The organism is Pseudoalteromonas sp. MER144-MNA-CIBAN-0113 (assembly GCF_040308965.1).
GTDB classification, from domain to species: domain Bacteria; phylum Pseudomonadota; class Gammaproteobacteria; order Enterobacterales; family Alteromonadaceae; genus Pseudoalteromonas; species Pseudoalteromonas tetraodonis.
In genome coordinates this window covers 15,690-41,706 of the sequence record NZ_JBEOOG010000026.1, presented here as the reverse complement: position 1 = coordinate 41,706, position 26,017 = coordinate 15,690, and the positions used below count along the sequence as shown (strand labels likewise).

Here is a 26,017-nt window from a genome sequence, read left to right as displayed (position 1 = left end):
CTAGTAAGAGATATCTATATCAATCATTTTGTAACGTATGGCTAAATGAGTAAGCTCTACATCGCCCCCTACGTTAAGCTTTTCAAACATACGATAGCGATAACTGTTTACTGTTTTAGAGCTTAAATTTAAGCGCTCAGCAATATCCTGTGCTTTTTCACCTTTGGTGATCATCAGCATAATTTGCAGTTCACGCTCAGACAAACTTTGAAATGGGTTTTCATCAGTTCGCCCAGTAACCTGCGCAAGCGCAATTTGCTGTGCTATTTCTGGCGCAATATAACGTTGCCCTGCATGCACGCAACGTATAGCACGCACCATTTCATCAGATCCTGCCCCCTTGGTTAAAAAACCATGAGCACCAATTTGCATAACCTTGCTCGGAAATGGGTCTTCACAATTAACTGTAAGCACAATAATTTTTACATCGGGACAATAACGGCAAATCTTTTTAGTTGCCTCAAGCCCGCCCATACCAGGCATGTTCATATCCATTAATACTATATTTGGCGCATGTTGACGACAAAACTGTACAGCCTCTTCGCCTGTTTTAGCTTCACCTATTACTTTAAAACCACGTATGTCATCAAGAATACGTCTGATCCCTGTGCGCACAAGTTCATGGTCATCAACTAAAAGTACGTTAATCAATGGAACACCCTCACTAGCCTAATAAGATGCAAGTTAACAAAATTAATTTTCAACATTAGCATAGATACGACGAAACCATAACTAATATTATGCTTTCGCCGTCGGTCGCTATGACCCAATATTGTCAAAGCGTATTTACCTATCGTAGGTAAATACGCCATAGTGATTTAAGCTGAGGCTTTTTCACTAAAACGGTCTACCCACAAAGCAATGATACCGTCGCCAGTTACATTACACGCAGTGCCGAAGCTATCTTGTGCAAGGTACAGCGCAATCATTAGTGCCACTGCACCTTCGTTGAAACCAAGCATACTAGTTAATAAACCTAACGCCGACATTACCGCGCCACCTGGGGCACCTGGTGCAGCAATCATAACCACACCTAGCATCATAATGAATGGCAGCATAGCCATTAGTGAAGGTACTTCCATGCTAGGCGATAAAAACATCACAGCCATAGCACAGGTAACTATTGTAATTGTTGAACCTGATAGATGAATAGTGGCACATAATGGGACTGTAAAGTTAGCTACATCTTCTTTAACATTATTTGCTTTACTTGATTGCAAAGAGACTGGAATGGTTGCCGCGCTCGACATGGTTCCTAATGCAGTAAAGTACGCAGGTAGCATGTTTTTAATTAGCTCAATAGGATTACGCTTAAGTAATAGGCCCGATACAATATAAAGCACACTCAACCATAACCAATGCATCACTAATGCGGCAATGAGTACTACACCAAAGGCCTGTAATGTATCAACAACGGTACCTGCCACGGTCATTTCAGCAAACACACCCGCAATGTAAAACGGTAATGCTGGGATAATTACTTTAGCAAGTAAGCCATCTATAATATCGCGCCCTTGATCAGACACCGTTTTTAATGTGTCTAAACCTAGCTGGCTCATACCAATACCAAATACAAATGCTGTGACTAAAGCAGTCATTACACCCATTAATGGTGGAATTTCTAAGTCAATAAAGCTACCTACCTCGGTGACTGCTTCAGCTTCAAATGAAATTCCACCGCTTAGGAACGGAATAATCGCTGTGACTAATAAAAACGCTAAGGTACCGGCAATAATTGTTGAGCCGTAAGCAAAACCAACCGTTTTTCCCAGTAAATGCCCTGACCCTTTAGGCAGCCCGGCAATCCCTGAGGCAATAAAAAACAAAATAATCAGTGGAATTGTAAAACTAATAAGCTGGCCAATAAGCTCTTTTACTGTGTATAAAAGCTCAACGCCAGTTAAGGGAATATAGAGTCCGACTAAAATACCGGCCACAATACCGGCAATTAATTTTAAGATTAACTTCATGGTGATTACTTTATTGAATTTAGATAATGTGTTTTTATCATGTTTTGAATAGTTTGTGTCAATAAACTGTTCAACCGCAGTTCATTTGCACAATTAACCAACAAAATATAAGTATGTAGTGTTGATTTGTTTAAATAACGACTACATAAACAAAAAATACAGTACAAAGTTAAAAACGAACAAATGGCTTCAAGTTCACCTTTTTAATAACTAAAAAAATAATAGGTTGAGTTTTTAGTTCAATCCGTTATAAGCGGAATTAATATATGTTATAGCCAAAGCTTACTTTAACTTTTTTTATCTCACAGTAAAGTAGGCTTATAAAGTTAACAGGCTAACTGTTAATGTGTTGATCAGATTGTACCTAAAGGAACATTATGTCTACTATTTTTGAAGATAACTCACTAAGCATCGGTAACACACCGTTGGTAAAACTTAACCGTGTTACAGGTGGGAATGTATACGCTAAAATTGAGTCGCGTAACCCAAGCTTTAGTATTAAATGCCGTATTGGTGCATCGATGATTTGGGAAGCTGAAAAATCAGGTCAACTTACCAAAGATAAAGAGCTTATAGAGCCAACATCAGGTAACACGGGCATTGCACTGGCATTTGTAGCAGCCTCACGCGGCTACAAATTAACGCTTACAATGCCAAACACCATGAGCTTAGAACGTCGTAAGCTATTAAAAGCACTCGGTGCTAATCTTGTACTAACAGACGGTGCTAAAGGTATGAACGGTGCTATTGCTCAGGCCAAAGAAATTCAAGCATCAGCCCCTGAAAAGTTTATTTTATTACAACAATTTGAAAACCCTGCAAACCCTAAAATTCACTTTGAAACAACTGGCCCAGAAATCTTTGATGCACTTGATGGCAAAATCGATTTCTTTGTTGCAGGCGTTGGTACTGGTGGAACTATCACAGGTGTAAGCCGTTATCTTAAAAAAGAGAAAGGCTTAAATGTAAAATCAATCGCTGTAGAGCCAAGCCACTCTCCGGTAATTAGCCAAACACTTGCTGGTGAAGAAGTAAAACCTGGGCCACATAAGATTCAAGGTATTGGTGCAGGCTTTATTCCTGGGAATTTAGACCTATCAATAATTGATGGTGTAGAGCAAGTCTCTAATGAAGAATGTATAGCAATGTGTCACGAGCTAATGAAAAAAGAAGGGATTTTAGTTGGTATTTCATCAGGTGCAGCTGTGGTTGCAGCGAAGCGTATTGCTGAACGTCCTGAAAATGCAGATAAAAATATTGTGGTTATTTTGCCAAGTGCAACAGAGCGTTACTTATCAAGCCCGATGTTTGACGAAGAGTTTAGCGAACAAGAGCTTGTGCAATAATCGAGCGTTCTGATTAAAAAAGGATGTTTTTTAACATCCTTTTTTATTGCTTTTTTAATAAGTTACTATCTATTTAGTTCGCTCCTCTTTACATCTTCTCCATTCCATCACACACTTTTTGTATAAGTAATCAACCTGACCAAATATGAAAACAATTTTAACCATTTTTGTGCTCATTTTTAGTATTTTGATCGTTGGCTGTAATGAAAATACTAAACCTAAAGAGCAGTACATTGACAATGATCGTCCAGGCGACACTGCTACTGTGTATTTTGATGCGCTTTATAACCAGCATAACTTGCAAAAAGCCAGCGATTTCGCAACACCTAAATTAGCCCGCATAATGAAATCGTATGGGACGGCAAAACAGTTTGCGCGTAGTCTTATTAATTTACAGTACGATGAAGTTGTGATTGAAATTGATATGTCAAATTCAAGCCTGCGAGAACAGTATGGCAATCAAGCTAAAATAAACATCGTGTTTACCGGTTATTTTAATGGTAAAAAAATCGATGATTTCCGCAGCATTGAAATGCTTAAAATAAAAGGTAAGTGGTACGTAGATAAAATCATCGCCGATCCTTACGGGCGCTGATCAGTCATTCAGAGCCTTAGTAACGATAACTGTATATTCGAGCTTAAAAAATACACAACATAAAAAAAGCCTTAAATCATAAATTTAAGGCTTTTTTATTATCTTCTTTATTATCATAACTCAGCGTTAGATGTCTTCTGGTTTAAAGTTATCAACCGCAATAGCCTGCATTCTTAGCTTATTGGCATGATGCATTGCTTCACCATCAACCTTCGTTACGAGCTCGTGTTCAAGTGCGTAATCAATCGCTTGTTCAATATCATAGGTGGCAGGCACCTTGCCTTTTCGTTGCCACTGTTTCAACTGCTTAAATTGATTGTGCATATCGTGCATTGCTAAGAAAGCATTTTCCATAACACCCGTTCCGGCATTTTCATCCACATAACACAAATGGGTAAGTCTATTTCTAAATACCCCTGGTTGAGTCATGTGCTCGCAAATACGCTGGGCAATCGCATCACTTGGTTTGTGATAATGGTTACCTAATGGAAAAACAATACGCTTAAGTGCAAAGTTAATCACTGGATTAGAAAAGTTTTTAAAGAAGCCATCAAATGCTTGGCCTATTGCATATAACGATGTCTCTATAGCATATTTTACAAAAGGCAAATCAGCTTGTTGACGCCCTTCATCTTCAAAACGCTTTAATACCGTTGATGCAATATATAAATGACTTAACACATCGCCTAAACGTGCCGATATCATTTCTTTACGTTTAAGTTCACCACCTAACATCAACATTGCAACATCCGTTGTAAACGCCAATCCTCGGCTCATTCTACCTAATTGTTTATAATAGACGGCCGTCTCTCCACACACAGGCGCTTTGGCAAAGTAGCTGCGAGTCAAACCATGCACCAAGGCCATACTTGCATTACTCAATGCAAATACAATGTGCTTCATTAACAAGCCATCAAATTGCTCAAGTGCAGCATCATCGTCATCCATTGCTGCAACTTCCATTTCTTTTAACACAAAAGGATGACAACGGGTTGCACCTTGGCCAAATATCATAAGGTTACGGGTAAGAATATTGGCGCCCTCTACGGTAATAGAGACGGGAATACCCATATAACCGTGTGCTAAATAGTTATTAGGCCCAACCTGAATCCCTTTACCTGCATGAATGTCCATTGCATCATTCATTACCGTTCGACCCATTTCTGTCATGTGGTACTTTGCAATTGCAGTTACTACTGACGGGCTAAGTTTTAAATCAATTGCACCTGCGGTCATTAATCGGCATGATTCCAATACATAAGTTAGTCCACCAATACGTGCCAACCCTTCTTGTACGCCTTCAAATTGCCCAATTGACACGCCAAACTGTTGGCGTACAACCGTATAAGCCGAGGTCATCTTAGCTGCCAAGTGCCCTGTTGCAGTGCTTAATGCCGGTAATGAAATACCACGCCCAGCACTTAAACATTCAACTAGCATGCGCCAACCACGTCCTGCACCTTGCTGGCCGCCAATAATCCAATCAAGCGGAATAAATACATCTTTACCGTACGTTGTGCCATTCATAAACGCCATGTTAAGTGGGTAATGACGCTCTCCTGTTTTAACACCTGGGTGATCGGTTGGAATGAGTGCACACGTAATGCCAAGCTCTTTTTCATCGCCTAACAACCCATCTGGATCGTACATTTTAAATGCAAGCCCTAACACAGTCGCAACTGGCGCAAGTGTGATATAGCGTTTTGACCAATTTAAACGCAGCCCCAACACTTCCTTACCATCATGCTCGCCTTTGCACACCACACCAGAATCAGGAATACTGCCAGCATCTGAGCCAGCCTCAGGGCCCGTTAATGCAAAACAAGGCACATCGTCGCCTTTTGCAAGGCTAGGTAGCCAGCGCTCTTGTTGCTCAGTTGTTCCGTAGTGCAGTAATAACTCACCAGGACCTAAGCTATTGGGTACCATGACCGTTACGGCGGCTGTTAAGCTTTTAGTCGCAATTTTTGACACTATGGTGGAATTAGCAATAGCAGAGAATTCAAGACCCCCAAATTTTTCTGGGATGATCATTGCAAAAAACCCTTCGGTTTTTAAAAAGTCCCAAACCTCTTTAGGTAAATCTTTGTCTTTTTGTACAATTTTATAGTCATCAAGCATGGCTAATAAAGTTTCAACTTGATTATCTATAAATGCAGTTTCTTTTTCACTTAACTGTGGACGCGGATAGTTGTGTAATTTTTGCCAATCAGGATCACCACTAAATAGCTCGCCATCCCACCAAACATCGCCTGCTTCCATGGCTTCTCGCTCTGTTTGCGATAATGGCGGCAACACCTTTTTAAACATCTTAAAAGTAGGTCGAGTAATTAAATTAAGGCGAATATCTTTAATCGCAAACACAACGACCACCACAACCAGTAATATAATAAATACTGACATGAGCACATTCCTTTTACAGTTATAAAAACATTGATTTAATTATGACCGATCTTAATTTAAATACAATGGGCTGTCAGAGGAGTGCCACTAAATGATGAGCCGATTCTATTGTAATTAAAATATAACGATAAAGTAGAGTTACGCATTTATTACACACAGCAAAAAGCCCACAAAGTGTGGGCTTTTTACTACTTAACTGGTTTTAATTTATGCGATTAAACGCTTAATTAAAACTGAAAACGCATGTTAGCAAAGTAAGCATCGTTATCTGAGTCATCTGCGTTGTTGCCGTAACCCACTTTTAAACCAATGTTTTTATTGATGAAGTGTTGAGCACCAAAGCTGTAGTTGTCTTCTTTATCGTAAGATGCAAATACAGAAGTCGCTTTAGAGAAATAGTAGTTTGTTTCTACGTTCCATTGGTCATCTGCTTCGTCAAGGCTTACAAATGTACCTTCTACTGTTAAGTAGTTACCTTGTTGTAAATCAACAAAGTATTTAGCAGCTACTAAACGAGAATCAAAATCATCATCTGATTCTACAGTGATACCTACGTAATCTGTATCATTTAGCATGTGGTTGTATGCTAAAGAAAAGTATGTAACGTTATCACCATCTTTTTGATCAACAAATCTTACTTTTGCAAGTAAGTCTGGGTTAAAGAAATAACCAGCAGAAAGTGTGTATGACTCGTTGTTAGAGTTGTAATCAGCATTTTGATAAGACGCACCAACAACAAAATCTTCAACGAAGTATTCACCGCCAATAGCAGTTACATCGCCAAAATCATCATCAGCGTAGCTACCAAATACGTTACTTTGCTTGTTAATGTATTCGAATTGGTCGTATGGACCTAGTGTGCTCTTTGGAGAGAAGTAGTAAGTAGAGTCCACGCTGATAGTATCGTTGTTATCAGTATCTGTGTAGTTTAAGTTACTGATTGATTGATAGCTATCTGCAGCGTGTGCAGCACTTGATAATAAAAGACCTGAAATAATAATTGCTAACTTTTTCATAATGAAACATCCCTATGTACATTGTTTTTGTACTTTAACTACATTGCTAAAGTGGGGGTATGCTAACGCCGCGAAACTGAACGAAAACTGAATCAAGCAATTGTATTTGTTAGGGAATTTGTAAGAAAGTGTTGGAGTAATTTATGTTAAAGTAATCGCAACAAGCTGTAAACAATTACTTTAATTTTACACCGATTTTTGTTTGTTTCTATAATGAATACTGGCTAATTATCCTATAAACATCATTTATGTTATCACCAGCTTTAAAGTCCTTGCTAATAGGCGTTGGATCTGAACCTACCCATATTTTTAACTCGGCATCTAAATCAAAGTGCCCCGCACTTTCTTTGCTGAACTTAGTTATCTTAGAGTAAGCAATACTGATCATTTCCATTTTAGAACCAGTCACACCTTGTTTATCTAATAAAATTAGTCGCTTATTAGTAAAGATAAACATATCACGAACTACTTTATACGCCTTTTCAACTCGCTCACCTTCAATAAGCGTATTAGCCAATACTTTTTCTAAATCGGCGTCATCCACTTCACTGGCGTTACCCATTAAACCACTAAATAATCCCATTACAGTTTCTCCTGTTTAAATATTTGATTTTCTAATGTATGGCCATTTACTAACTGCCGATACTGCCAATTATGTTGGCGACAAAATTGCAATAGTGCGATGTCAAGTGAATCGCTAGTTGGTTGATACTCAATCACATACTCTTTATGTTGGCTCATATAAACACGGCTCACACCCTCAATTGCTTGCAGTTGTTGCTCCACATTTTGATATGCTTCACTTAGCATTAAGGTATAAAAGTGCTTATCAGTATTCGCCGCTTTAGTTTGGTGCTCGCTTAATATACCTTTGTCTAAATGTAGTACTTGAGAACATAATCGTTCGAGTTCAGTTAAATCATGAGAGCTTAAAATAAACGTCGCTTGGTCACTTAACTGAGATACCAACTCGCGCACTTCTCTGGCATGAATAGGATCAAGCCCTGCCGTGGCTTCATCTAACATTACAATTTGTGGTGAGCCAATTAATGCTTGCCCTATGGTTACACGCTTGCGCATACCGTGGGATAAATCCCCAGCGCGGTTTTTTGCAATTTCGCTAAGGCCCACTAAATCAAGCACACGAAGTGCCTCTACGTGGCTTTGCTTAGTACTCATGCCTTGTAGCTTGGCATAAAAACTAAGTTGTTTATCTATATTAAAACGCGGATCAAGCTGGGCATCTTGCGGTAATGCACTCACTTTATTAAATAAAGCAGCGCTGCCTGGTTTATGGCCAAGTATTTCAAGCTCTCCCATGCTAGGGGCTATATAGCCGCACAGCAAACTAAATAAAGTAGTTTTTCCTGCGCCATTAGGGCCAACAAGCGCAACGGGAGCACCTTTTTGAATCTCAAAATTCACATTATTAAGAGCCAGTTTTGAGCCGTACGATTTACTTAAATTACGCCCTGTGATTAATGATTTCATAATGAGCTCCTTGCAAAAATACGTTGGGCAACTGCAAGTAACACCGCTGTTTGCCCAAGTGGAATAGCTAATGCGCTCAATAGCGGTAAGTTCTGTCCCGCTAATAACTCTATTTGCACACCAGGGAATAAATAATCAAGCACACTTAATGCGGGTATTTGCCACTCCAGTAATCCAACAATAATGCCGCCGGCTGTGAAATATAAAATAGCTAATACAATAGATAAGCGAGATGAGCTCGCAAAAGTATTAATTAAGCTCATTAAGGCTACAAACGGCGTAAAAGTAACAATGAGTATTAAAAATATTGAAACAGCACGACCAAGGCCACCAGCAAGTAAGCTCGGCTCGCGAAACCCGAGCACCGCCAATGTCGCTATAAGCGTGATGCCAACTAAACAGGTTAGTACCGCTAACTGCCCTAAAAATCGACCAAAGAGTATTTCAAAGCGAGTTGAGCGTAATGATAAAAACCTTAGCGTACCGCGCTCTCTGTCACCGACGGTTTGATCACTACAAATAAATAAGCTAAAAACAGGAAAACTATACAAAGCAATAAGCCAATACATAGCAAATTCGGCTTCAGGCCAATCAAGTAACTTACTTAATCCAATAGAGCCGGAAATATCACGGGCTATTTGTTCAAAGTCTGGCGAGCTGATTATACCTACAGCTTGGCCTATGGGGTAACGTAAAATAACAAGCCACACTAGCGCAAAAGCCGCCAGTGCAATAAGCCCTCGTTTAGTTAAAAACATACGTACCAGCTCAAAACCCGCGATTTGGGTTAAGCGCCCTACGTTAACTGGTGATGGTGTTGCCATTGACTATCCTTAATGACGTTGTTCATAATTTAAAATAAGCGTTATTTAACAACACTAAGTGTAAACACGTTGAATTGCTAGCAAAAAAAAGCCTACTCAGAGGTAGGCTTTGTAACAAATAATGTAATTTAAACAATTAGTAATTATAAATGTTGCTCATAAATAGCTAATGCTTGCTGTAAGTCGGCAATTAAATCTTCAACATCTTCCAAACCAATGTGCAAACGAATAACAGGTCCATGCTCCCATCCTGTTTGCGAGCGCAGCCCTTTCATTGATAGGTTTGCCGTTACTAAGCTCTCGAAGCCCCCCCACGAAAAGCCCATTTTGAAATGTTGTAAGCTATCTAAAAAAGCATCTATGGCGTGTTGATTACCCGCTTTCATTACAAACGAAAATAAACCATTACTGCCGTCAAAATCGCGTTTGAAAAACTCATGGCCTGGGCATGTTGTAAACGCAGGATGGCGAATATGATCCACCAACGCATGTTGCTCAAGCCATTTTGCTACTTCTAGCGCGGCTTTTTCATGCTGATTTAATCGCACTGCCATGGTACGCAAGCCTCGTAGTGCTAAATACGCATCATCTGCACTGGTGCATTGCCCGAGTAAATAAGAGTGTTCACGAAGTGTTGGCCAATACTTTTTATTAGCTACAGCAACCCCCATCATCACATCGGAGTGGCCAACAATATATTTGGTGGCGGCTTGAATACTAATATCAACACCATGTTCAAGCGGGCGATAATGCAAGCCATTGCCATAGGTGTTATCAAGCACTGTCATTACATTATGATCGTTTGCCACTTTTACCATGGCGGGAACGTTTTGAACTTCCATGGTAATTGAACCCGGAGACTCTAAAAACAACATTTTGGTATTGTCTTGAATGTACTCTTTTATGTCTGCGCCAATCATTGGCGGATAATAGGTCGTACTAATACCCAACCCAGCTAATATCTTGTCGCAAAAATCACGGGTTGGCTCGTAAACAGTGTCCACTATTAAAATATGATCACCGGACTTTAAAAATGATAACAGCGTTTGGCTTATCGCTGCCGCGCCACATGGGTATAACGCACAGCCCTCACCGCCTTCGAGTTCGGTAATTGCCTCTTGCAGAGCAAAATGAGTGGTCGTCCCTCTTCGGCCATAAAACAAGGTTTTGTCGCCACGTGTTTTAGCCGCTTCTTTAAGCTCACTCACAGAATCAAACACAATCGTTGAAGCGCGCTGTACCACTGGATTTACTACCCCATGGGTGTACGCTTTTTTGCGCCCTGATGACACTAATTGGGTATTTTTATTTTTGCTCGACATAATTCATCCTTTGCTATGAGTGCGCCAATATTCAATTAAATAACGTGAAATAGAATCTGCTCTAGGTAGCTTTAAATGCTCCCCTTGATGGTGCCAATCTTTAAATTGCGCAAGTTCTTCGCGAGAAAACCACTTTGCATCTTCAAGTTCATCTTGCTCTGTGCTTATTTCATCACTGCTTGCTGTGGCAATAAAACCCAGCATAATTGATGAAGGAAACGGCCAAGGTTGAGAAGCAATATACTCTGCTTTTTCCACGGTAATACCCGCCTCTTCTTTTACTTCTCGGATCACGGTTTGTTCAAGGGTTTCACCAGGGTCAACAAAGCCTGCAAGCGATGAATACAATCCTTTTGGCCAAGTTGCTTGGCGACCCAATAAGCAGCGTTCAGTCCCATCAGAAAATGTTTTAGTTACCACCATAATAACGGCAGGATCAGTACGCGGAAAAGTTTGGTGCAAACAGGCTGCGTTATCACATAAACGTGAATGCCCTCCTTCAACTAAGTGATTTTTAGTACCACAGCGGCCACAAAAACTATGAGTGGCATGCCAGTAACATAACCCACGAGCAAGCGCTGCATTTGAGCCATCTTCAAGTGCTACTTGAGTACCATATTGACGAATATCTGCAAACTGGGCATCACCAATAATAGTTGCTAATAACGACTCTTCGAGTGCAGTTACATCTAGTGCAAATACGGCATTACCTTGCTCATTTGAGCCTAAAAGAATAGCCTGCGTTACATCTAAATGCGCCACCTGTTGGTGAGCTAAGTACACCACCTCAGGGCTACTGTTAGCAAATAAGGTATGATTGCCTTTAACTAAAAGCCATAAACTGTCTGCTGTTTTTTTTGCGTCAACCCAAGCAAGGTCTTTGCGCGCATTTGAGCCTCTGTCTAACGGCATATTACTGTAGTTAAGCATGTAATTCCTTGATACTAATTGAATCTTAAAATTACCATACTCATCCACTAAACCCAATTTATTAGCGCCATAAAAAAAGCCTAAATTAGGCTTAATTAATCTATGTACCCACTGTATTAGAAACTCTCATGTTTAAGGCACACATCCTGCTCAAAAATCAACCAAAGAATGCAGTGTTACTATTTTTTAAAGTAGTAACTGTTTGTCTATTAAATGAAACTGCTCGGCACTTTGCTTTAGCACCTCTGCGGTTAATTTATCGGCACCGTATACATCACACGGAACATTATATTGATTTTTTAAATGCCCCAGTAATAACGCAAAGTCACCATCACCAGAGAGTAAAATAACTTTATCAAGGTTTTTCCCCTGCTCTAGCATATCTATGGTTATACCTACATCCCAGTCACCTTTGGCACTGCCATCACGGCGTTGAATAAACGGCTTAAGCTTTACCTCAAAGCCAATAGCGCGCAAAATATTTTGAAACTGATTTTGCTTTTCATCACCTCGGTATATTGCATAAGCAAACGCACACTCAATGTCGTATTGTTGCTCCATCATTCGCCAAAAGACATTGTAATCAAAGTTTTTACCGTAGCTTTCACGACAGGTGTAATAAATATTTTGTACATCGACAAAAATACCTACACGAGGTTTACTGCTTGGTTGTGAGGTCATTCTTATGTCCTAATGAGTAATACTTGCAATTGCGTGTTAAGTAACCTAAATTAGTTACCAAACCCAATGTAACCAAATAAGGTTACATTTAACAATGTAACCAAATAAGGTTACATTTAACAATGTAACCTAAATTAGTTACATATAAATAATCTATCTGGATTTTTATGATTGGTGTGATCAGCGGCGATATTATTAAATCGCAAAAAATACCTAAACAACAATACGATGCCATGCTTTACCAGCTAGAGCAAAGTTTACGTGCAAATTGCAATAAAACAACATCTTGGGATATTTACCGTGGGGATGCATTTCAACTGCAACTCGATAAAAGTGAACAGTTAGTTACCACCGCTATTCTCATTTATCTACAGTTAAAATCTGCCGGCTATGAATTGCGCCAAAGTATGGCATTGGGCCACATAGATAACCCGGGTACGAGTACAAAAACCGCTACAGGCTCAGCGTTTACTCTCTCTGGGCAGGGATTAGATAAAATGACAAACCAGCGTTTTACATTTGCTATTGCAGATCAATCGGTTGATGAGAGCTTCAAGCTAAACTTAGCGTTTGTCGATATATTACTGTGTAAAATAACCCAAAAACAAGCAAATGCTTTGTATGTGTATTTAACCCATACTAATAACAACCATGCAGCCTTAGCTAAAGAGCTCAACACCAGCCGCGAAAACGTTACTAAGCTACTTAATCTTGCTAACTACCAGCTGGTAGAACGGTTTATTTTACATGCGCAACAATGGCTTAAAGCTATACAGCAAGGACATGACTAATGGAATTTTCACTATTGCTCGTCGCACTGATTATTGGCCATCTACTGGCTGATTTTTATTGGCAACCCATGAGTTGGGTAAACGACAGAAACACCCGTCATTTTAAAGCAAAAAAACTTTACTACCATGTATTGGTTCACGGAGTTACCAGCGCTGTCGTTGTTGCACTTTGGGAATATAGCTTTGGCTGGCAACAACTAAGCAGCGTATTACTGGCCACCAGTATTATTATGATCAGCCACTACTTTATTGATATTGCAAAATCGTATTCAAATAAAGGCGTGGTGCCTTTTTTATTAGACCAAATTGCCCATATCACCGTCCTTGTTGTGATAAGCATTTGGCTCACTGATAATCAGCAATTTACTAACAATTTTATGGCGTTATTGTTCAACGAAAAAGTGCTGTGGGTTATAACTGGTTACCTTATTATTTTAAGTCCCAGTGCGGTATTTATAAGAATGATGTTAGAGCGTTTAACTAATCACTTTTCTAGTGATGGTAGCCTCCCTTTAGCAGGACAAAGTATTGGTATGCTCGAACGAGTACTTATGCTGACATTTATTTTATTAGATCAGTTTGCTGGGCTTGGGTTTTTAATTGCCGCCAAATCCGTGTTTAGATTTGGCGACTTAAGTGCCAGCAAAGATAAACAACTCACGGAATATGTGATGCTAGGCACGTTACTGAGTGTTAGCGTTACGCTGTTTGTTGGCCTAGGCATTAATTACTTACTGATAAATTAAAAACAAAAAAAGCGCTAACCTTAAAGCTAGCGCTTTTTTTGCAGCTGCGTTTAACTAAACGCAGTGACAATTAGTCGTTATTTGCTGGACGACGACGGCGCTGACCAGTGCCCCCTACCGATTGACGCTTTGCCCAAGGGTTTTGTGCATTCTCGTCTGTTTTTGCTGCTGGCTTTTTAGAGCCACCACGACGTGGGCCTGTACCATTGCCACCATTGTTAGGCTTTTTGCTATTAGGTTTGCTGCTATCAGATTTAGGCTTATTAAATGGTTGTTTTTTCTTTGGCTTTTTAGCAGGCAGTGGGCGAGCATCGAGGGCGCGCTCAGCAACAGGGTTAGCCGGTTCAAAGCCTTCTTCTTCAGCACGAGGAATTAACTCGCCAATAAAGCGTTCAATACCGTATAAATCCACTGCATCGTCGACCGTTACAAACGAAATGGCATGCCCTGATGCACCCGCACGACCAGTTCGGCCAATACGGTGAACATAATCTTCATATACATTAGGTAAGTCGTAGTTAACTACGTGTGGAAGCTCAACAATATCTAAACCACGGGCAACAATATCGGTTGCCACTAATACGCGCACTTCACCACTTTTAAAGCCTTCCAATGCTTTAACACGTGCGCCCTGAGATTTATTACCATGGATTGCTGCGCCAACAATATCATCACGTTCCAGTTGCTTAACTAAACGGTTAGCACCGTGTTTAGTACGGCTAAATACCAGTACTTGTTGCCAATTGTTGCTACGAATTAAATGGCTTAATAAGGCCGTTTTACGCGCTTTATCTACTGCGTACACGCATTGAGTCACGCTTTTAGCAGTGGTGTTTTTGGCAGCGACTGAAATTTCAACCGGATCGTTAATTAACCCTTTGGCCAATGCACGAATGTCGTCAGAAAAGGTTGCTGAGAACATTAAGTTTTGACGTTTTTCAGGCATTTTTGCAATTAAGCGTTTAATGTCGTGGATAAAGCCCATGTCTAACATACGGTCGGCTTCATCTAAAACCAGTACTTCAACGCTATCAAATTTAACCGAGTTTTGATTGTGTAAATCAATTAAACGCCCAGGTGTGGCCACCAAAATATCAACCCCTTTGCGAAGGCGTTGCATTTGAGGGTTAATTTTTACACCACCGTAAACCACAAACGAACTCACATCAGAATGCTTAGCGTACTCTTCAACGTTTTCGCTTACTTGCAAGGCAAGCTCTCGGGTTGGCGTTAAAATAAGCGCACGAACATGATTACTTTTTGCTTTAGTGCCCGACGATAAACGCTCAATTAGTGGCAAAGTAAAACCAGCGGTTTTACCGGTACCTGTTTGTGCTGCGGCCATTACATCGCGACGCGCAATAATTGCTGGGATAGCTTGAGCCTGAATAGGCGTTGGCGTTTCATAGCCCTTTTCTAAAACCGCATTAACTAAAGACTGTGATAAACCTAAACCATCAAAACTCATATAAACTCTCTATTTCAAATTAGGCCAAAGTGGCCAGTTGCGCGCATTATACCTTTAGTAGCTCAGAATGCATGCCATTATTTACTTTGTGTCAAATCAATACACACAAATACTAAAAAAGCGGCTAAACAGCCGCTTTTTATTTACCTGAGCATTACATATGCTAAAGGATTATTTTACACCTAGCTCACGTAAACGCTCTTGTAAGTAGCTATCTGCTGTGTAGCGTTCAGATAACACCACATCTGGACGAGGATGCAAAAACAAAGGTAATGAAATACGTGATTTGGTTGTTGCTTTACCCGATGGATTAATTACACGGTGAATCGTTGATGGGAAGTAGCCACCTGATGCTTCTTGTAGCATGTCACCAATATTAATAATTAAACTACCAAAATCACATGGCACATCTAACCAACCGCCATCGGTTTTTTGTACTTGTAAACCTGGCTCGTTTGACGCTGGTAATACGGTTAATAAGTTAATATCACCGTGCGCAGCAGCACGAATAGCACCTGGCTCTTCATCACCTGTCATTGGCGGGTAATGTAAAATACGCAACAACGTTTGCTCAGACTGGGCAATCATATCTTTTAAATCGATAGAGAACTTAGCACGAACTTCTTCAGGCGCTTCAGCCTGAACCCAGCTTAATAATGTTGCCGCAAACTCATTAGCTAAACGGTAGTACTCACGCACATCAGCCTCTAATTGTGCAGGAACACGGCCTTTAGGGTAAACATGAAAGTACTCTTTAATGTCTTTTACTGTATGGCCTTTAGCAACTTCTGATACCGACGGTGGAAAATAGCCATCTTGCGTTTCTTTTGAAAATAAAAACTCATGCTTTTGCTCTGAGTTAAAAAAGTCTTGCCAATTTTTATAAATAGACTCAACTAAAGATTGCGGAATAGGATGGTTTTTTAATACGCCAAAACCAGTATTTCTCAACGATTCAACAAATTGCGCAGCCGCATCGTCCGCTTTATAATCAACTGTAGGTAATTGCATGGTACATTCCAGTAAGTAGGTTGTTAGAAGCCATTTACCAATTCGCTTGAGTGTAGGTATATTTAACGATAAAAAAATAAAGTTCTAACTAAGCAAAAAATTATATCTAGTTGTTCTAAATAAAATTTTTTTAATAACGTTAGAAAATGATTTAAACCGTTAAATTATTCAAATATTTATACGAATTGGTATTACATTCAAATATAGCTGAACTACTTAATTCAAGTAATAAAGACTGCATTTTTATGCTGTGCGAGGATAGACAAACCCCTTTGAAATTATAAGGACATATGTCCGCACTTAATTGGTAAGCCCTTTCTAGCTTGATCAAGATCAAAACAATAGCTGTATTGAATTTTCACCCCATCGTACCAATCTCTTATTTATCAGCACCACACACTTTATCAATTAGTTAAGGCACTCTAATGCGACAAAAAGTCTCTTTTAAAAGCGGTGAATTAGAACTTGCTGGACAACTTGAACAGCCCTCTGGTGAGGTGAAATTTTATGCCTTATTTGCCCACTGTTTTACCTGCTCTAAAGATGTAGCGGCTGCAACACGAATAAGCCGCGCACTCACTCAGCAAGGCATTGCCGTATTACGCTTTGATTTTACAGGGCTTGGTAATAGCGACGGTGACTTTGCTAACAGTAACTTTTCATCAAACATTCAAGACTTAGTGGCTGCTGCCAATCACTTAAGAACACACTTTAAAGCACCTCAGTTATTAATAGGTCACAGCTTAGGTGGTGCTGCGGTGCTTGCAGCAGCAGAGCACATACCCGAAGTGTCAGCTATTACGACCATAGGCGCGCCATCAGATGCCCAGCATGTTACTCATAACTTTGCTGCTCATTTAGATGAAATAAACCAATCGGGTGAAGCAAAAGTGTGTTTAGCTGGGCGTGAGTTTACGATTAGAAAGCAATTTATAGATGACATCGCCAAATACGATAACAGCCATATAGGTAAGCTTAAGCGTGCTTTGTTGGTTATGCACTCTCCTATTGATGCCACCGTGAATATTAGTGAAGCCGAAAAAATTTACGCCGCTGCCAAGCATCCAAAAAGCTTTATAAGTTTAGATAATGCCGATCACTTACTCAGCAATAAAGAAGACGCTAACTACGCAGCCGACGTCATTGCTACGTGGGCTAATCGCTATGTTGAATACGAGAAAACACCCTATAGTGCAAAATTAACTAACGGCAGTGTATTAGTTGAAGAAAAAGATCATCAATTCACTCAACACGTGAGTACTAAAAACCATACATGGCTTGCTGATGAGCCTACTGATGTTGGTGGTAAAAACTTAGGCCCAGACCCTTATGATCATTTACTCGCTGGGCTTGGAGCTTGTACTGCAATGACACTTCGCATGTATGCAAGTCGCAAAGAGTTGCCGCTAGAGCACATAAAAGTAGAGCTCAACCATACCCGCAATTACAACCAAGATTGTGATGATTGCGAAAAAAGCGGCAATTTAGAGGCCATTATCCGCAAAATAACCTTACAAGGTGATTTAACTGACGCTCAGCGAAATCGATTACTCGAAATAGCCGACAAATGCCCTGTGCATAAAACGCTACATAATAGTCCACTGGTGGTTAGCGCATTAGTGGGGTGACGCACAGCTGTGGCTGCGCTATCTTAGATGTTCATTAATGTAACCTCACAATCTGAGATAAAATATAGAGGTTGAATAATAGGTACAATTCTAGTAGCTTGTTAGTAAAAATTATATAACCAAGGATAGGTATAAATAGTATGAATAAAAATACTTACTATGAGCGCAATAACTTTTCAATTTACGAAGTAACAAACAAAACAGGTATCGAGTTAACTTTATCTGAACTAAAACAAATTGAAATAGCTATGCTAATTACCCCAAAAGCATTAACAACTTTTATTAATATATTACACAACCCTGCTAACTTAGATGAAAAGAAAAAAGAAAAATTCGAATCAATTATGAAACAATATGGTTTTATTAATTCAATTAATTTTGAGGCAACACGAACATTTCTAATTCGCCAAGCACGCAAAATAATAAACCTTATCGGCTCCATGCTTTTAACCCCTCATAAACTTTATAAATGCACAGGGTTTGGAGATGCTACTTATTATGATAGATATGGAATTATAGGGTTTGGTAAGAGCTTTTTCGAAGTAGGAACTGACAGAAAAGTTGATACTATCGTTCACGAGTTTAGTCACGCGGTATGGACTTCTGAAGATACAGCATATAACGCTAGAACAGCTATGAAAGAGCTTAATATAATCGCTCGAAACGCACGAATAAACCAAAGCGCCCAAGATAGAAAAGAAATTCTATCCTCTTCATACGCATTTGAAAGTGCAGTACGAGCAGCCCAATGAAAAGAATTATTATTACTATATTTTGTTTGATTAGTTACTCATCGTTTGCTACCGAAGAAGCTATCGAAAGCCCTATCGCGACCTCCTCTTTCACTTTTTGTCATATAGATACTAAGTGTACAACGAATATCAGATTAGCTAACACAACACCATATAAAGTTAAGCTAAGCTCTCTCGCTTTTAATAAGCAAGGAATCGATTTAAACTCGATGTATGTATTTGAAGAAGATAGGTATTACGATTTAAAAGAGAATAACTTAGATACAGGTATGTCAGAGCAACCCATACAGGGACGCAGACGCGCCTACAAGCAATTGTCATCATTAGAATTCGAGCCCCTAGAAGTCAAATTTATTGAACTAAAAGGCATAGAAAAGAGGTTTGCATTAGATCCAGGTAAGAGGTATCTGGTGGGGACACTTACCCCATTTGTAAACTTGTACATTAATGGTAAATTTGCCGATATCATCACAATTAGAACAAACTATTCACTTTTAACAATTCCTACAGAAGATATGGAAATAAAGGAACAGCCAATAAAGCAGTTTGCTACGCCCCAAGGGTAACCTGCAATAAATATACATGCTTTGTTTGATCGCACTAAAAATTCTGCGTCAGCTTAAACCTTTATATATCAAGCCAGCATAATGTTGGCTTGAAATATATCTTAGCTAATTATTTAAAAACGCCGCTACCTCTTTACTCATTCTATCCACCAGCCATTTAGGGCCGCCATCGTACATATCGTTATGACGTGATTCTGCTATCAACGTTTGTGTAACAGGATAAACGGTTAACTCTTTATCGGTTAAAAGCACGTTCACATCGGCTGGGTAATCACTACCTCGAAGTGTGAGGACATGTATGTTTTTATTGCGTGGCAATAACATGCGGCGGTGATCGAGCGTAATTAATTGGCTTACTTCACTTGGGTAAATAGCTGTATACAAGGCTGAGATATCCTCACCATTTGAGTGACCAAATAAAGTGAGTTTTGTAAAATCATACTCAGGGTATTTAACACTTAGCTCGTTGACTAAAAACTTGAGTGTTACAACACCCCGGTGCCAATTTTCCATACGGGTAGTCAGGTATGGCTGCGCACCATTAAGTGCAGGGTCACTTTTAAGCTCATGCGCTACCGCAATGCTTAAATAGCCTTGCGCATAAATAACTTACTCGCAAAAGTGTATTCATTGTGGCTAATGCCATACCCCGCATTTATAAATACCACTAGGCATTTGACTTGCGCGCTGCACTTAAGGTGGTTAGCTGGTAGGGTAATATTTACAGGTATAGAGCGATTACGACTATCATCAATGATTGCACCGTCTTGGGCATAACCTGATGATGTAAATAGCATAGTGCTTAAAGTCAGAGCACTTAACATTAAACGCTTTTTTATAATTTTTAACATGCATTTCATTGTATTATCTATATATTTTTAACTAGTATTAATTTTTATTATAAAGGTTAGCGCGCGCCTTTACTAATTTATGCGATAATAGCGATTATTGTTTTACTATTATTGCAAAAGAATCCATTCATGAAATCATACAGCAGCATTGAACAGCGCATCGATATTCTACAAAGCAGAATTGAAGCCTACCAAGAAGAAATTAAAGTGTTACAAGCCGAGCCGAAAAGTAACAACGAACGTATTATTTTTAAGTTTATTGAAACCGGCAGTACTGGTAAAACCAAAGACTTTGTCAGAGAGCTTGGGATTAAATCACCGCGTGATAGCTTATATTCATCAGGAGATGTAACTAAACTGATTAAAGATGGCGCGGATGATATTTCGCCTGAGCTACTGAGCATAGCTCGCGCACTTGCTAGCGCGCGCAACAAAAATGGCCCTGCTTGCTAATAGCAAATATAATAACGGATTAGCCGTAAGCTCTTGCGGCTAAACTGCAATTGTATTTCATCGATAATAATTGCAGTTAAATTTGCAGTTACTACAACTTATTGTGCTGATTGGTCTTCGTAACCGAAGCAACAGTAATACATGCAGATGTGTGTGAACTGCTTGCAATTAAAGCTGCCAATCAATACCTGCCTTACTTAACTTCCACACCAAGCACCGTGCTATAAACCTTTGAGTGCTAGTTTTGCCATACTGGTCAAGGTGTTTATCATTAGAGTTAAGGTACTCCTTATAAACTTGTAAGTTAATTCAATGGCCTTAAAGGGTAATCCACAAAATGAGAGAATGTGCCCCAAAATACCTCTTACATCTTCGGCGTTACCTTTTGATATATCAATACTGTCTGCTAACACTTTTGCAATTTTATCGTAAACCGTAAGGGTATTTGAAATATCAGCTTGTATCGCATGTAATCTGCCTGACGCATGTAAATGAGTTATTATCGCTTCGCCGATTGTTCTTGCCCAACGAGTTGTGGGCCTAGCTTGCAAGCGCTTATCATAATCAAGTTTTACTTGTCGTCTTAATCTAGATTCCTTCCCTTTATTGATTGCAGCATAGCTCTTAAAGCAACTAGCAGTATGTAAATACCCTGGTGTTTTTACTGTCATACTGTGAGCTTTTGCTGTTATCGCCGGTGCACCATGCAATATGTATTCATCCTCGGTATGCACAAAAGGCCATACAGGCACTAGCGGAACTGGGTCGCCAGCATGGACACAACGATATACACTATTATCGGTCGCATAAACAGTTTTTAGTGCAAAGCTTGGATACCCCACTCTAGGTGCACCAAAGGTATATAGTTTTACATTTGCGTTAAAGTGTTTCTTTAACCAGTTTGTAGCTAGATTAGCTAACGCGCCTCCTAAGCTATGACCAACAACATGAATATTTAGACCTGTTCTTGATTGCGAAGCGGCTAATTTGAAGTAATCTTCAAGCTGCTGCTTTAATGAATTAAAAGTGTTATTAAATCCAGCATGAACAGGTTGCCCATTAGCGCATGTATTCACACCACAGTGTAAATCAGTAATAACATCACGCTTCTTTTCCGTCCCTCTTAAGGCTATTACAAAGTCACCTTCAAATGGCCCTCGTTTGCCTTTTGTTATGCAACCGAAAGGAGTCGTATGTTTAAATATTCTTTCTAAAACACTGCCACTAATTGCTTGCAAATTATCACTTTCAAAAGAAAACCCTACTGCCAACCTACTATGGTAGAGACTTTTTTGAGTTCCGCCGTTACGGTTTACATCATAAGCTACCGAAGCAAACAATGCTGCTAACTCCGGTGTTAATACATTCATATTTGTACTCATTCCAATATCCTTATTATAAAATTCCGCTTATCATCCGTTCAAAATCGGCTTCAAGATCTATTAAAACAAAATCCTCGTCCCATCGACAGATACTTTTTGCACAGTACGAATTCTGACACGATGTACCTTTAAAAGAAAAAAAAACTTCCTCATTAATAATGTCGCCATTCAACGAGTTCAACTTATCGACATACTCTTGAATAACAGAAATTCCACTAGGGTTACTTGACCATAATATAAAGTTGTCGCCACCGTATTGAGCTGTAATTTCCTGCCATCTTATTTTCTCTGCTATTAGCAAAGCAGGCTGACTGGATCTCAAGCTCATTTCTGGCATTTCAAATTCGCCATTGCTATCTGTAAAACACTCATCTTTTGTGTATTTACCATCAGAATAACTAAGTGTTCTTAATATTCTTACATTGGCAAGAGGCGCACCATTATTAACTAAACGGCCTTTCACTTCGGGACATAAATGTACTTTGTGAGTACCAATATGATTATTGATCTTTCTTAATATTTCAGAAAATGACATCAGCAAACCTTAAAGTTACCGTTAGCTGACAAAGTAGGAAATATTCCATATTTATATTGCCAACATCCATGTAAAAAAAGCAATATAACAAAAAAATGTAAAATTGCAAATTAGCTAAAATAACAGCTACTCTTGCATCTTTCTTTTGATCACATATCCTGTGAGATCTTGCATAAATTAAGCAACTACTATTGCTCCACTCTCCTATCTAACAAGTGTTTAGTTTGCTTCATATTATAAAGGTTCTTTAATAGTTACCTTTTAAGTTTCGCCTTTGACAAAAACAGCCCCCATTCAAGTTGATATATTTTTTATTCTGGTTTAGCTATCATGACCAATAAACTTGTATAGATCATCATTGTTAACTTCTTGAAAATTTTCTTTCCAACGGCATATACTAATGCCTTTATATTCATGAAAAAGATCATTATCCTTAAAAGAGAATAAGATTTCTTCGTCAGAAATATCACCATTTAAGGTCCGTAACTTCTTTGCGTATGCAGGTTTCGTGTTTATACCTGAATTCTCACTTGACCATAATAAGAAAACATCATTTTCATAATGTGCAAATATCCTCTGAGAAGTAAATCTTTCAGCTATTAGCAAAGCAGGTTGGCTGGATCTTAAGCTCATTTCTGGCATTTCAAATGCGCCATTGCTATCTGTAAAACACTCATCTTTTGTGTATTTACCATCAGAATAACTAAGTGTTCTTGATATTTTTACATTAGCAAGAGGAGTTCCGTTATTAACTAAACGGCCTTTTACTTTGGGACATAAATGGACTTTATGAGTACCAATATGATTATTGATCTTTCTCAATATTTCAGAAAATGACATCAGCGAACCTCCAAGTTACCGTTAGCTGACAAAGCAGGAAAGACTCCATATTTATATTACTAACATCCTTGTTAAAAAGTGAACATAACAAAAACATATAAAATTGCAAATTAGCTTAAACAACAGCTAATCTGGCATCTTTCTTTTGATCACATATCCTGTTAGATCTTGCATAAATTAAGCAATTACTATTGCTCCACTCTCCTATCTAGCACCTTTATAATAAGCCTAATATTATAAAGGTGCTTTAATAGTTATTTTTTAGTTTCACCTTTGATCAAAGCAGCTCCCCGATTCAAGTTAATATATTTTTTTGTTCTTGGTTTAGTAACATGAGTAATAAACTTGAACTGATAACTTCCTGAAAATTTTCTTTTTAACAGCATGTGCTAACACCATTATGTTCATAAAAGATGATTGTCTTAAAAGAGAATATTTCTTCATCAGAAATATCGCTAAAGCGCTTTTCATTTGCTGTAAAGTTTGAAAATGACTGATGGAAATAATGACTTTCTTTAAATAACTCGCTCATAAAAATAAAGCACCTAAATTGGGTTATGCAAAACAAAAAACCCCTTAGGTATTTAGCCTAAGGGGTTTTGATCTAACTAAAAGCTAGCTTTATTCTGCGCTTGGTAATTCTTTCTCAACTACACTAATTGCAAGCTCTGTCAGCGAATCGCTGTTTGCTTTGCTAGGAGCATCGGTTAATAAACACGATGCTTGTGTGGTTTTAGGGAAAGCAATAACGTCACGAATGTTATCAGTACCACATAGCAACATAACTAAACGGTCTAAACCGAACGCTAAACCAGCATGCGGTGGTGTGCCGTATTTAAGTGCATCAAGTAAGAAGCCAAATTTATCTTGCTGCTCTTGCGCTTCAATACCTAAAATTCTAAATGCTGCTTCTTGCATATCTGCATTGTGAATACGTACCGAGCCACCGCCCACTTCATAGCCGTTTAATACCATATCGTAAGCATCTGAAATAGCCGCTGCTGGGTTTGCTTCAAGCTCACTGGCACTAATATCTTTTGGAGCAGTAAATGGATGGTGAACGGCGTGTAATGTGCCTTCGTCATCTTCTTCAAACATTGGGAAGTCAACAACCCAAAGTGGTGCCCAGCTATCTAAATTAGTGATTTCTAAATCAATACCAATTTTTAAACGAAGTGCGCCCATGGCTTCATTTACGGTGTTGCGTTTATCCGCACCAAATAAAATGATATCGCCTGTTTGTGCATTAGTACGTTCAAGTAACTGCGTGATCACATCTTCATTTAAGAATTTAGCGATTGGCGATTGCACGCCCTCAACGCCTGCATCACGGTCATTTACTTTCATCCATGCTAAACCTTTAGCACCGTAAATACCGATAAACTTAGTGTAATCATCTAGTTGCTTACGAGAAAGTGATGCGCCACCTGGTACCGTTAGTACTGCAACACGGCCTTTTTCATCGTTTGCTGGGCCTGAGAATACTTTAAATTCTACGTCTTTTACTAAATCGGCTACATCAATAAGCTTCATTGGGTTACGTAAGTCTGGCTTATCAGAACCATATAGGCTCATTGCCTCAGAGTAAGGCATAATTGGGAAATCACCTAAATCAACATTTAGTAATGACTGCCACATTTCACGGATCATTTTCTCTGTCATACCACGTACTTGATTAGAGCTCATGAACGAGGTTTCTAAATCTATTTGAGTAAATTCAGGTTGACGGTCAGCACGTAAGTCTTCATCACGGAAACATTTAACAATTTGGTAGTAACGGTCAAAACCCGACATCATCAACAATTGCTTAAACAACTGTGGTGACTGTGGTAATGCGTAAAAGCTACCTTTATGAACACGACTCGGTACTAAGTAATCGCGAGCACCTTCAGGCGTTGCTTTAGTTAGCACTGGCGTTTCGATATCTAAAAAGCCATTTTCATCTAAAAAGCGACGTACAAAGCTGCTTGCTTTAGCACGTAATTTAATGCGGTCGCTCATTTCTAAACGACGTAAATCTAAGTAACGGTATTTTAAACGACGCTCTTCTGAGTTCACTTGGTTAAAATCAAGTGGCATAGGCTCAGAGCGGTTAATAATCGTTAAACCCGTGCCTAAAATTTCTACTTCGCCGGTTGCCATGTCTTTATTTACTTGGCTATCTGGGCGAGCGCGTACAATCCCTTTTAACTGAACACAAAATTCTTGACGAAGTTTGTTAGCTGTTTCCATTAGTCCTTCAACTTCCGGATCGAATACAACTTGTACTAAACCTTCTCTATCACGTAAATCGACAAAGATAAGTCCACCAAGGTCACGTCGTTTGTTGATCCAGCCACATAGTTCAACTTCCTGATCTACGTGAGTTTTATTTAGCTGTCCGCAGTATATAGAGCGCATAGTTTTCCTGTCAGAT

General features: G+C 39.2%; 24 protein-coding genes and 1 pseudogene. 8 read left to right on the top strand and 17 right to left on the bottom strand.

Features of this window, described 5'->3' with window-relative positions:
• On the bottom strand, positions 1-651 hold the full coding sequence (gene uvrY, locus AAEY57_RS09075; RefSeq protein WP_016899482.1) for a UvrY/SirA/GacA family response regulator transcription factor: 651 nt from the start codon (positions 649-651) through the stop codon (positions 1-3).
• A 167-nt stretch (positions 652-818) separates the two neighbouring features.
• Positions 819-1,970 (bottom strand): dicarboxylate/amino acid:cation symporter, encoded by a 1,152-nt coding sequence (locus tag AAEY57_RS09070; RefSeq protein WP_016899481.1) that lies wholly within the window; start codon positions 1,968-1,970, stop codon positions 819-821.
• A gap of 377 nt (positions 1,971-2,347) precedes the next feature.
• Here AAEY57_RS09070 and cysK point away from each other — a divergent pair, with 377 nt between their 5' ends.
• Positions 2,348-3,316, top strand: a complete 969-nt coding sequence (gene cysK / locus AAEY57_RS09065) for a cysteine synthase A (protein WP_008468878.1) — start codon at positions 2,348-2,350, stop codon at positions 3,314-3,316.
• Positions 3,317-3,461: 145 nt separating this feature from the next.
• A complete protein-coding gene (locus AAEY57_RS09060) occupies positions 3,462-3,911 on the top strand; it encodes a hypothetical protein (protein ID WP_013464590.1) in 450 nt (149 codons plus the stop codon).
• A gap of 126 nt (positions 3,912-4,037) precedes the next feature.
• Here the strand turns inward: AAEY57_RS09060 and AAEY57_RS09055 are convergent, their stop codons facing one another.
• The 8 genes from AAEY57_RS09055 to AAEY57_RS09020 form a co-directional block, all read right to left on the bottom strand.
• Positions 4,038-6,314: an acyl-CoA dehydrogenase gene (locus AAEY57_RS09055; RefSeq protein ID WP_350607552.1), complete on the bottom strand. Its 2,277-nt coding sequence runs from the start codon at positions 6,312-6,314 to the stop codon at positions 4,038-4,040.
• A gap of 227 nt (positions 6,315-6,541) precedes the next feature.
• Entirely contained in the window at positions 6,542-7,330 is a 789-nt protein-coding gene (locus AAEY57_RS09050) for a putative porin (protein ID WP_350607550.1), read from the bottom strand.
• A gap of 208 nt (positions 7,331-7,538) precedes the next feature.
• The gene (locus AAEY57_RS09045) at positions 7,539-7,913 is read right to left on the bottom strand and encodes a PH domain-containing protein (protein ID WP_036983105.1); all 375 of its coding nucleotides are present in this window, start codon (positions 7,911-7,913) and stop codon (positions 7,539-7,541) included.
• Positions 7,913-8,821: an ABC transporter ATP-binding protein gene (locus tag AAEY57_RS09040; protein WP_350607547.1), complete on the bottom strand. Its 909-nt coding sequence runs from the start codon at positions 8,819-8,821 to the stop codon at positions 7,913-7,915. Before AAEY57_RS09040 ends, AAEY57_RS09045 begins: the two co-directional genes overlap by 1 nt.
• Positions 8,818-9,645: an ABC transporter permease subunit gene (locus tag AAEY57_RS09035; protein WP_008111602.1), complete on the bottom strand. Its 828-nt coding sequence runs from the start codon at positions 9,643-9,645 to the stop codon at positions 8,818-8,820. Before AAEY57_RS09035 ends, AAEY57_RS09040 begins: the two co-directional genes overlap by 4 nt.
• A gap of 143 nt (positions 9,646-9,788) precedes the next feature.
• Positions 9,789-10,967 (bottom strand): cystathionine beta-lyase, encoded by a 1,179-nt coding sequence (locus AAEY57_RS09030; RefSeq protein WP_008111604.1) that lies wholly within the window; start codon positions 10,965-10,967, stop codon positions 9,789-9,791.
• A 3-nt stretch (positions 10,968-10,970) separates the two neighbouring features.
• Positions 10,971-11,897, bottom strand: coding sequence for an NAD(+) diphosphatase (nudC, locus tag AAEY57_RS09025; protein ID WP_008465223.1), 927 nt, complete (start codon positions 11,895-11,897; stop codon positions 10,971-10,973).
• Positions 11,898-12,083: 186 nt separating this feature from the next.
• A complete protein-coding gene (locus AAEY57_RS09020; protein ID WP_350607543.1) occupies positions 12,084-12,578 on the bottom strand; it encodes a LabA-like NYN domain-containing protein in 495 nt (164 codons plus the stop codon).
• A gap of 167 nt (positions 12,579-12,745) precedes the next feature.
• Here AAEY57_RS09020 and AAEY57_RS09015 point away from each other — a divergent pair, with 167 nt between their 5' ends.
• Together AAEY57_RS09015 and AAEY57_RS09010 are read left to right on the top strand one after the other, a co-directional pair.
• Complete coding sequence (locus AAEY57_RS09015) at positions 12,746-13,369, top strand: hypothetical protein (protein ID WP_008111609.1); 624 nt, start codon at positions 12,746-12,748, stop codon at positions 13,367-13,369.
• Positions 13,369-14,115: a DUF3307 domain-containing protein gene (locus AAEY57_RS09010; RefSeq protein WP_028835330.1), complete on the top strand. Its 747-nt coding sequence runs from the start codon at positions 13,369-13,371 to the stop codon at positions 14,113-14,115. Before AAEY57_RS09015 ends, AAEY57_RS09010 begins: the two co-directional genes overlap by 1 nt.
• Positions 14,116-14,185: 70 nt before the next feature.
• Here the strand turns inward: AAEY57_RS09010 and AAEY57_RS09005 are convergent, their stop codons facing one another.
• Complete coding sequence (locus AAEY57_RS09005) at positions 14,186-15,583, bottom strand: DEAD/DEAH box helicase (RefSeq protein ID WP_350607539.1); 1,398 nt, start codon at positions 15,581-15,583, stop codon at positions 14,186-14,188.
• Between the two features lie 171 nt (positions 15,584-15,754).
• Positions 15,755-16,594, bottom strand: coding sequence for an isopenicillin N synthase family dioxygenase (locus AAEY57_RS09000; RefSeq protein ID WP_013464577.1), 840 nt, complete (start codon positions 16,592-16,594; stop codon positions 15,755-15,757).
• A gap of 425 nt (positions 16,595-17,019) precedes the next feature.
• On the opposite strand from AAEY57_RS09000, the gene AAEY57_RS08995 reads away from it, so the two are divergent.
• From AAEY57_RS08995 to AAEY57_RS08985, 3 genes are all read left to right on the top strand, one after another.
• A complete protein-coding gene (locus AAEY57_RS08995; RefSeq protein ID WP_350607536.1) occupies positions 17,020-18,222 on the top strand; it encodes a bifunctional alpha/beta hydrolase/OsmC family protein in 1,203 nt (400 codons plus the stop codon).
• A gap of 140 nt (positions 18,223-18,362) precedes the next feature.
• Positions 18,363-18,974: a M35 family metalloendopeptidase gene (locus AAEY57_RS08990; protein WP_024601634.1), complete on the top strand. Its 612-nt coding sequence runs from the start codon at positions 18,363-18,365 to the stop codon at positions 18,972-18,974.
• On the top strand, positions 18,971-19,540 hold the full coding sequence (locus tag AAEY57_RS08985; protein WP_350607533.1) for a hypothetical protein: 570 nt from the start codon (positions 18,971-18,973) through the stop codon (positions 19,538-19,540). Before AAEY57_RS08990 ends, AAEY57_RS08985 begins: the two co-directional genes overlap by 4 nt.
• Positions 19,541-19,645: 105 nt before the next feature.
• On the opposite strand, the pseudogene AAEY57_RS08980 reads toward AAEY57_RS08985, so the two are convergent.
• Positions 19,646-20,391: pseudogene (locus AAEY57_RS08980) on the bottom strand (alpha/beta hydrolase).
• 129 nt (positions 20,392-20,520) lie between these two features.
• Between AAEY57_RS08980 and AAEY57_RS08975 the strand changes: the two are divergent.
• Complete coding sequence (locus AAEY57_RS08975) at positions 20,521-20,844, top strand: hypothetical protein (RefSeq protein WP_008111621.1); 324 nt, start codon at positions 20,521-20,523, stop codon at positions 20,842-20,844.
• A gap of 221 nt (positions 20,845-21,065) precedes the next feature.
• Here the strand turns inward: AAEY57_RS08975 and AAEY57_RS08970 are convergent, their stop codons facing one another.
• The 4 genes from AAEY57_RS08970 to aspS all read right to left on the bottom strand — a co-directional run bounded on the left by AAEY57_RS08970 (position 21,066) and on the right by aspS (position 26,001).
• Positions 21,066-22,226 (bottom strand): lipase family protein, encoded by a 1,161-nt coding sequence (locus tag AAEY57_RS08970; protein ID WP_350607530.1) that lies wholly within the window; start codon positions 22,224-22,226, stop codon positions 21,066-21,068.
• 13 nt (positions 22,227-22,239) lie between these two features.
• Positions 22,240-22,761, bottom strand: a complete 522-nt coding sequence (locus tag AAEY57_RS08965) for a DUF6795 domain-containing protein (RefSeq protein WP_350607528.1) — start codon at positions 22,759-22,761, stop codon at positions 22,240-22,242.
• 321 nt (positions 22,762-23,082) lie between these two features.
• Complete coding sequence (locus tag AAEY57_RS08960; protein ID WP_024601629.1) at positions 23,083-23,601, bottom strand: DUF6795 domain-containing protein; 519 nt, start codon at positions 23,599-23,601, stop codon at positions 23,083-23,085.
• A gap of 621 nt (positions 23,602-24,222) precedes the next feature.
• Positions 24,223-26,001: an aspartate--tRNA ligase gene (aspS, locus tag AAEY57_RS08955; RefSeq protein WP_024601628.1), complete on the bottom strand. Its 1,779-nt coding sequence runs from the start codon at positions 25,999-26,001 to the stop codon at positions 24,223-24,225.
• Positions 26,002-26,017: the final 16 nt, after the last annotated feature.

Excerpts from the sequence above, each read along its gene's own strand:
- AAEY57_RS09005 (WP_350607539.1), bottom strand. The coding sequence starts at position 15,583 with ATGAGTTTTGATGGTTTAGGTTTATCACAGTCTTTAGTTAATGCGGTT.
- AAEY57_RS09020 (WP_350607543.1), bottom strand. The coding sequence starts at position 12,578 with ATGACCTCACAACCAAGCAGTAAACCTCGTGTAGGTATTTTTGTCGAT.
- AAEY57_RS08985 (WP_350607533.1), top strand. The coding sequence starts at position 18,971 with ATGAAAAGAATTATTATTACTATATTTTGTTTGATTAGTTACTCATCG.
- AAEY57_RS09045 (WP_036983105.1), bottom strand. The coding sequence starts at position 7,913 with ATGGGATTATTTAGTGGTTTAATGGGTAACGCCAGTGAAGTGGATGAC.
- AAEY57_RS08990 (WP_024601634.1), top strand. The coding sequence starts at position 18,363 with ATGAATAAAAATACTTACTATGAGCGCAATAACTTTTCAATTTACGAA.
- nudC (WP_008465223.1), bottom strand. The coding sequence starts at position 11,897 with ATGCTTAACTACAGTAATATGCCGTTAGACAGAGGCTCAAATGCGCGC.
- AAEY57_RS09055 (WP_350607552.1), bottom strand. The coding sequence starts at position 6,314 with ATGTCAGTATTTATTATATTACTGGTTGTGGTGGTCGTTGTGTTTGCG.
- AAEY57_RS08970 (WP_350607530.1), bottom strand. The coding sequence starts at position 22,226 with ATGAGTACAAATATGAATGTATTAACACCGGAGTTAGCAGCATTGTTT.
- AAEY57_RS08960 (WP_024601629.1), bottom strand. The coding sequence starts at position 23,601 with ATGTCATTTTCTGAAATATTGAGAAAGATCAATAATCATATTGGTACT.
- AAEY57_RS09000 (WP_013464577.1), bottom strand. The coding sequence starts at position 16,594 with ATGCAATTACCTACAGTTGATTATAAAGCGGACGATGCGGCTGCGCAA.
- AAEY57_RS09060 (WP_013464590.1), top strand. The coding sequence starts at position 3,462 with ATGAAAACAATTTTAACCATTTTTGTGCTCATTTTTAGTATTTTGATC.
- cysK (WP_008468878.1), top strand. The coding sequence starts at position 2,348 with ATGTCTACTATTTTTGAAGATAACTCACTAAGCATCGGTAACACACCG.
- AAEY57_RS09070 (WP_016899481.1), bottom strand. The coding sequence starts at position 1,970 with ATGAAGTTAATCTTAAAATTAATTGCCGGTATTGTGGCCGGTATTTTA.
- AAEY57_RS09015 (WP_008111609.1), top strand. The coding sequence starts at position 12,746 with ATGATTGGTGTGATCAGCGGCGATATTATTAAATCGCAAAAAATACCT.
- AAEY57_RS09030 (WP_008111604.1), bottom strand. The coding sequence starts at position 10,967 with ATGTCGAGCAAAAATAAAAATACCCAATTAGTGTCATCAGGGCGCAAA.
- AAEY57_RS08965 (WP_350607528.1), bottom strand. The coding sequence starts at position 22,761 with ATGTCATTTTCTGAAATATTAAGAAAGATCAATAATCATATTGGTACT.
- AAEY57_RS08975 (WP_008111621.1), top strand. The coding sequence starts at position 20,521 with ATGAAATCATACAGCAGCATTGAACAGCGCATCGATATTCTACAAAGC.
- AAEY57_RS09010 (WP_028835330.1), top strand. The coding sequence starts at position 13,369 with ATGGAATTTTCACTATTGCTCGTCGCACTGATTATTGGCCATCTACTG.
- AAEY57_RS09050 (WP_350607550.1), bottom strand. The coding sequence starts at position 7,330 with ATGAAAAAGTTAGCAATTATTATTTCAGGTCTTTTATTATCAAGTGCT.
- AAEY57_RS08995 (WP_350607536.1), top strand. The coding sequence starts at position 17,020 with ATGCGACAAAAAGTCTCTTTTAAAAGCGGTGAATTAGAACTTGCTGGA.
- AAEY57_RS09035 (WP_008111602.1), bottom strand. The coding sequence starts at position 9,645 with ATGGCAACACCATCACCAGTTAACGTAGGGCGCTTAACCCAAATCGCG.
- aspS (WP_024601628.1), bottom strand. The coding sequence starts at position 26,001 with ATGCGCTCTATATACTGCGGACAGCTAAATAAAACTCACGTAGATCAG.
- AAEY57_RS09040 (WP_350607547.1), bottom strand. The coding sequence starts at position 8,821 with ATGAAATCATTAATCACAGGGCGTAATTTAAGTAAATCGTACGGCTCA.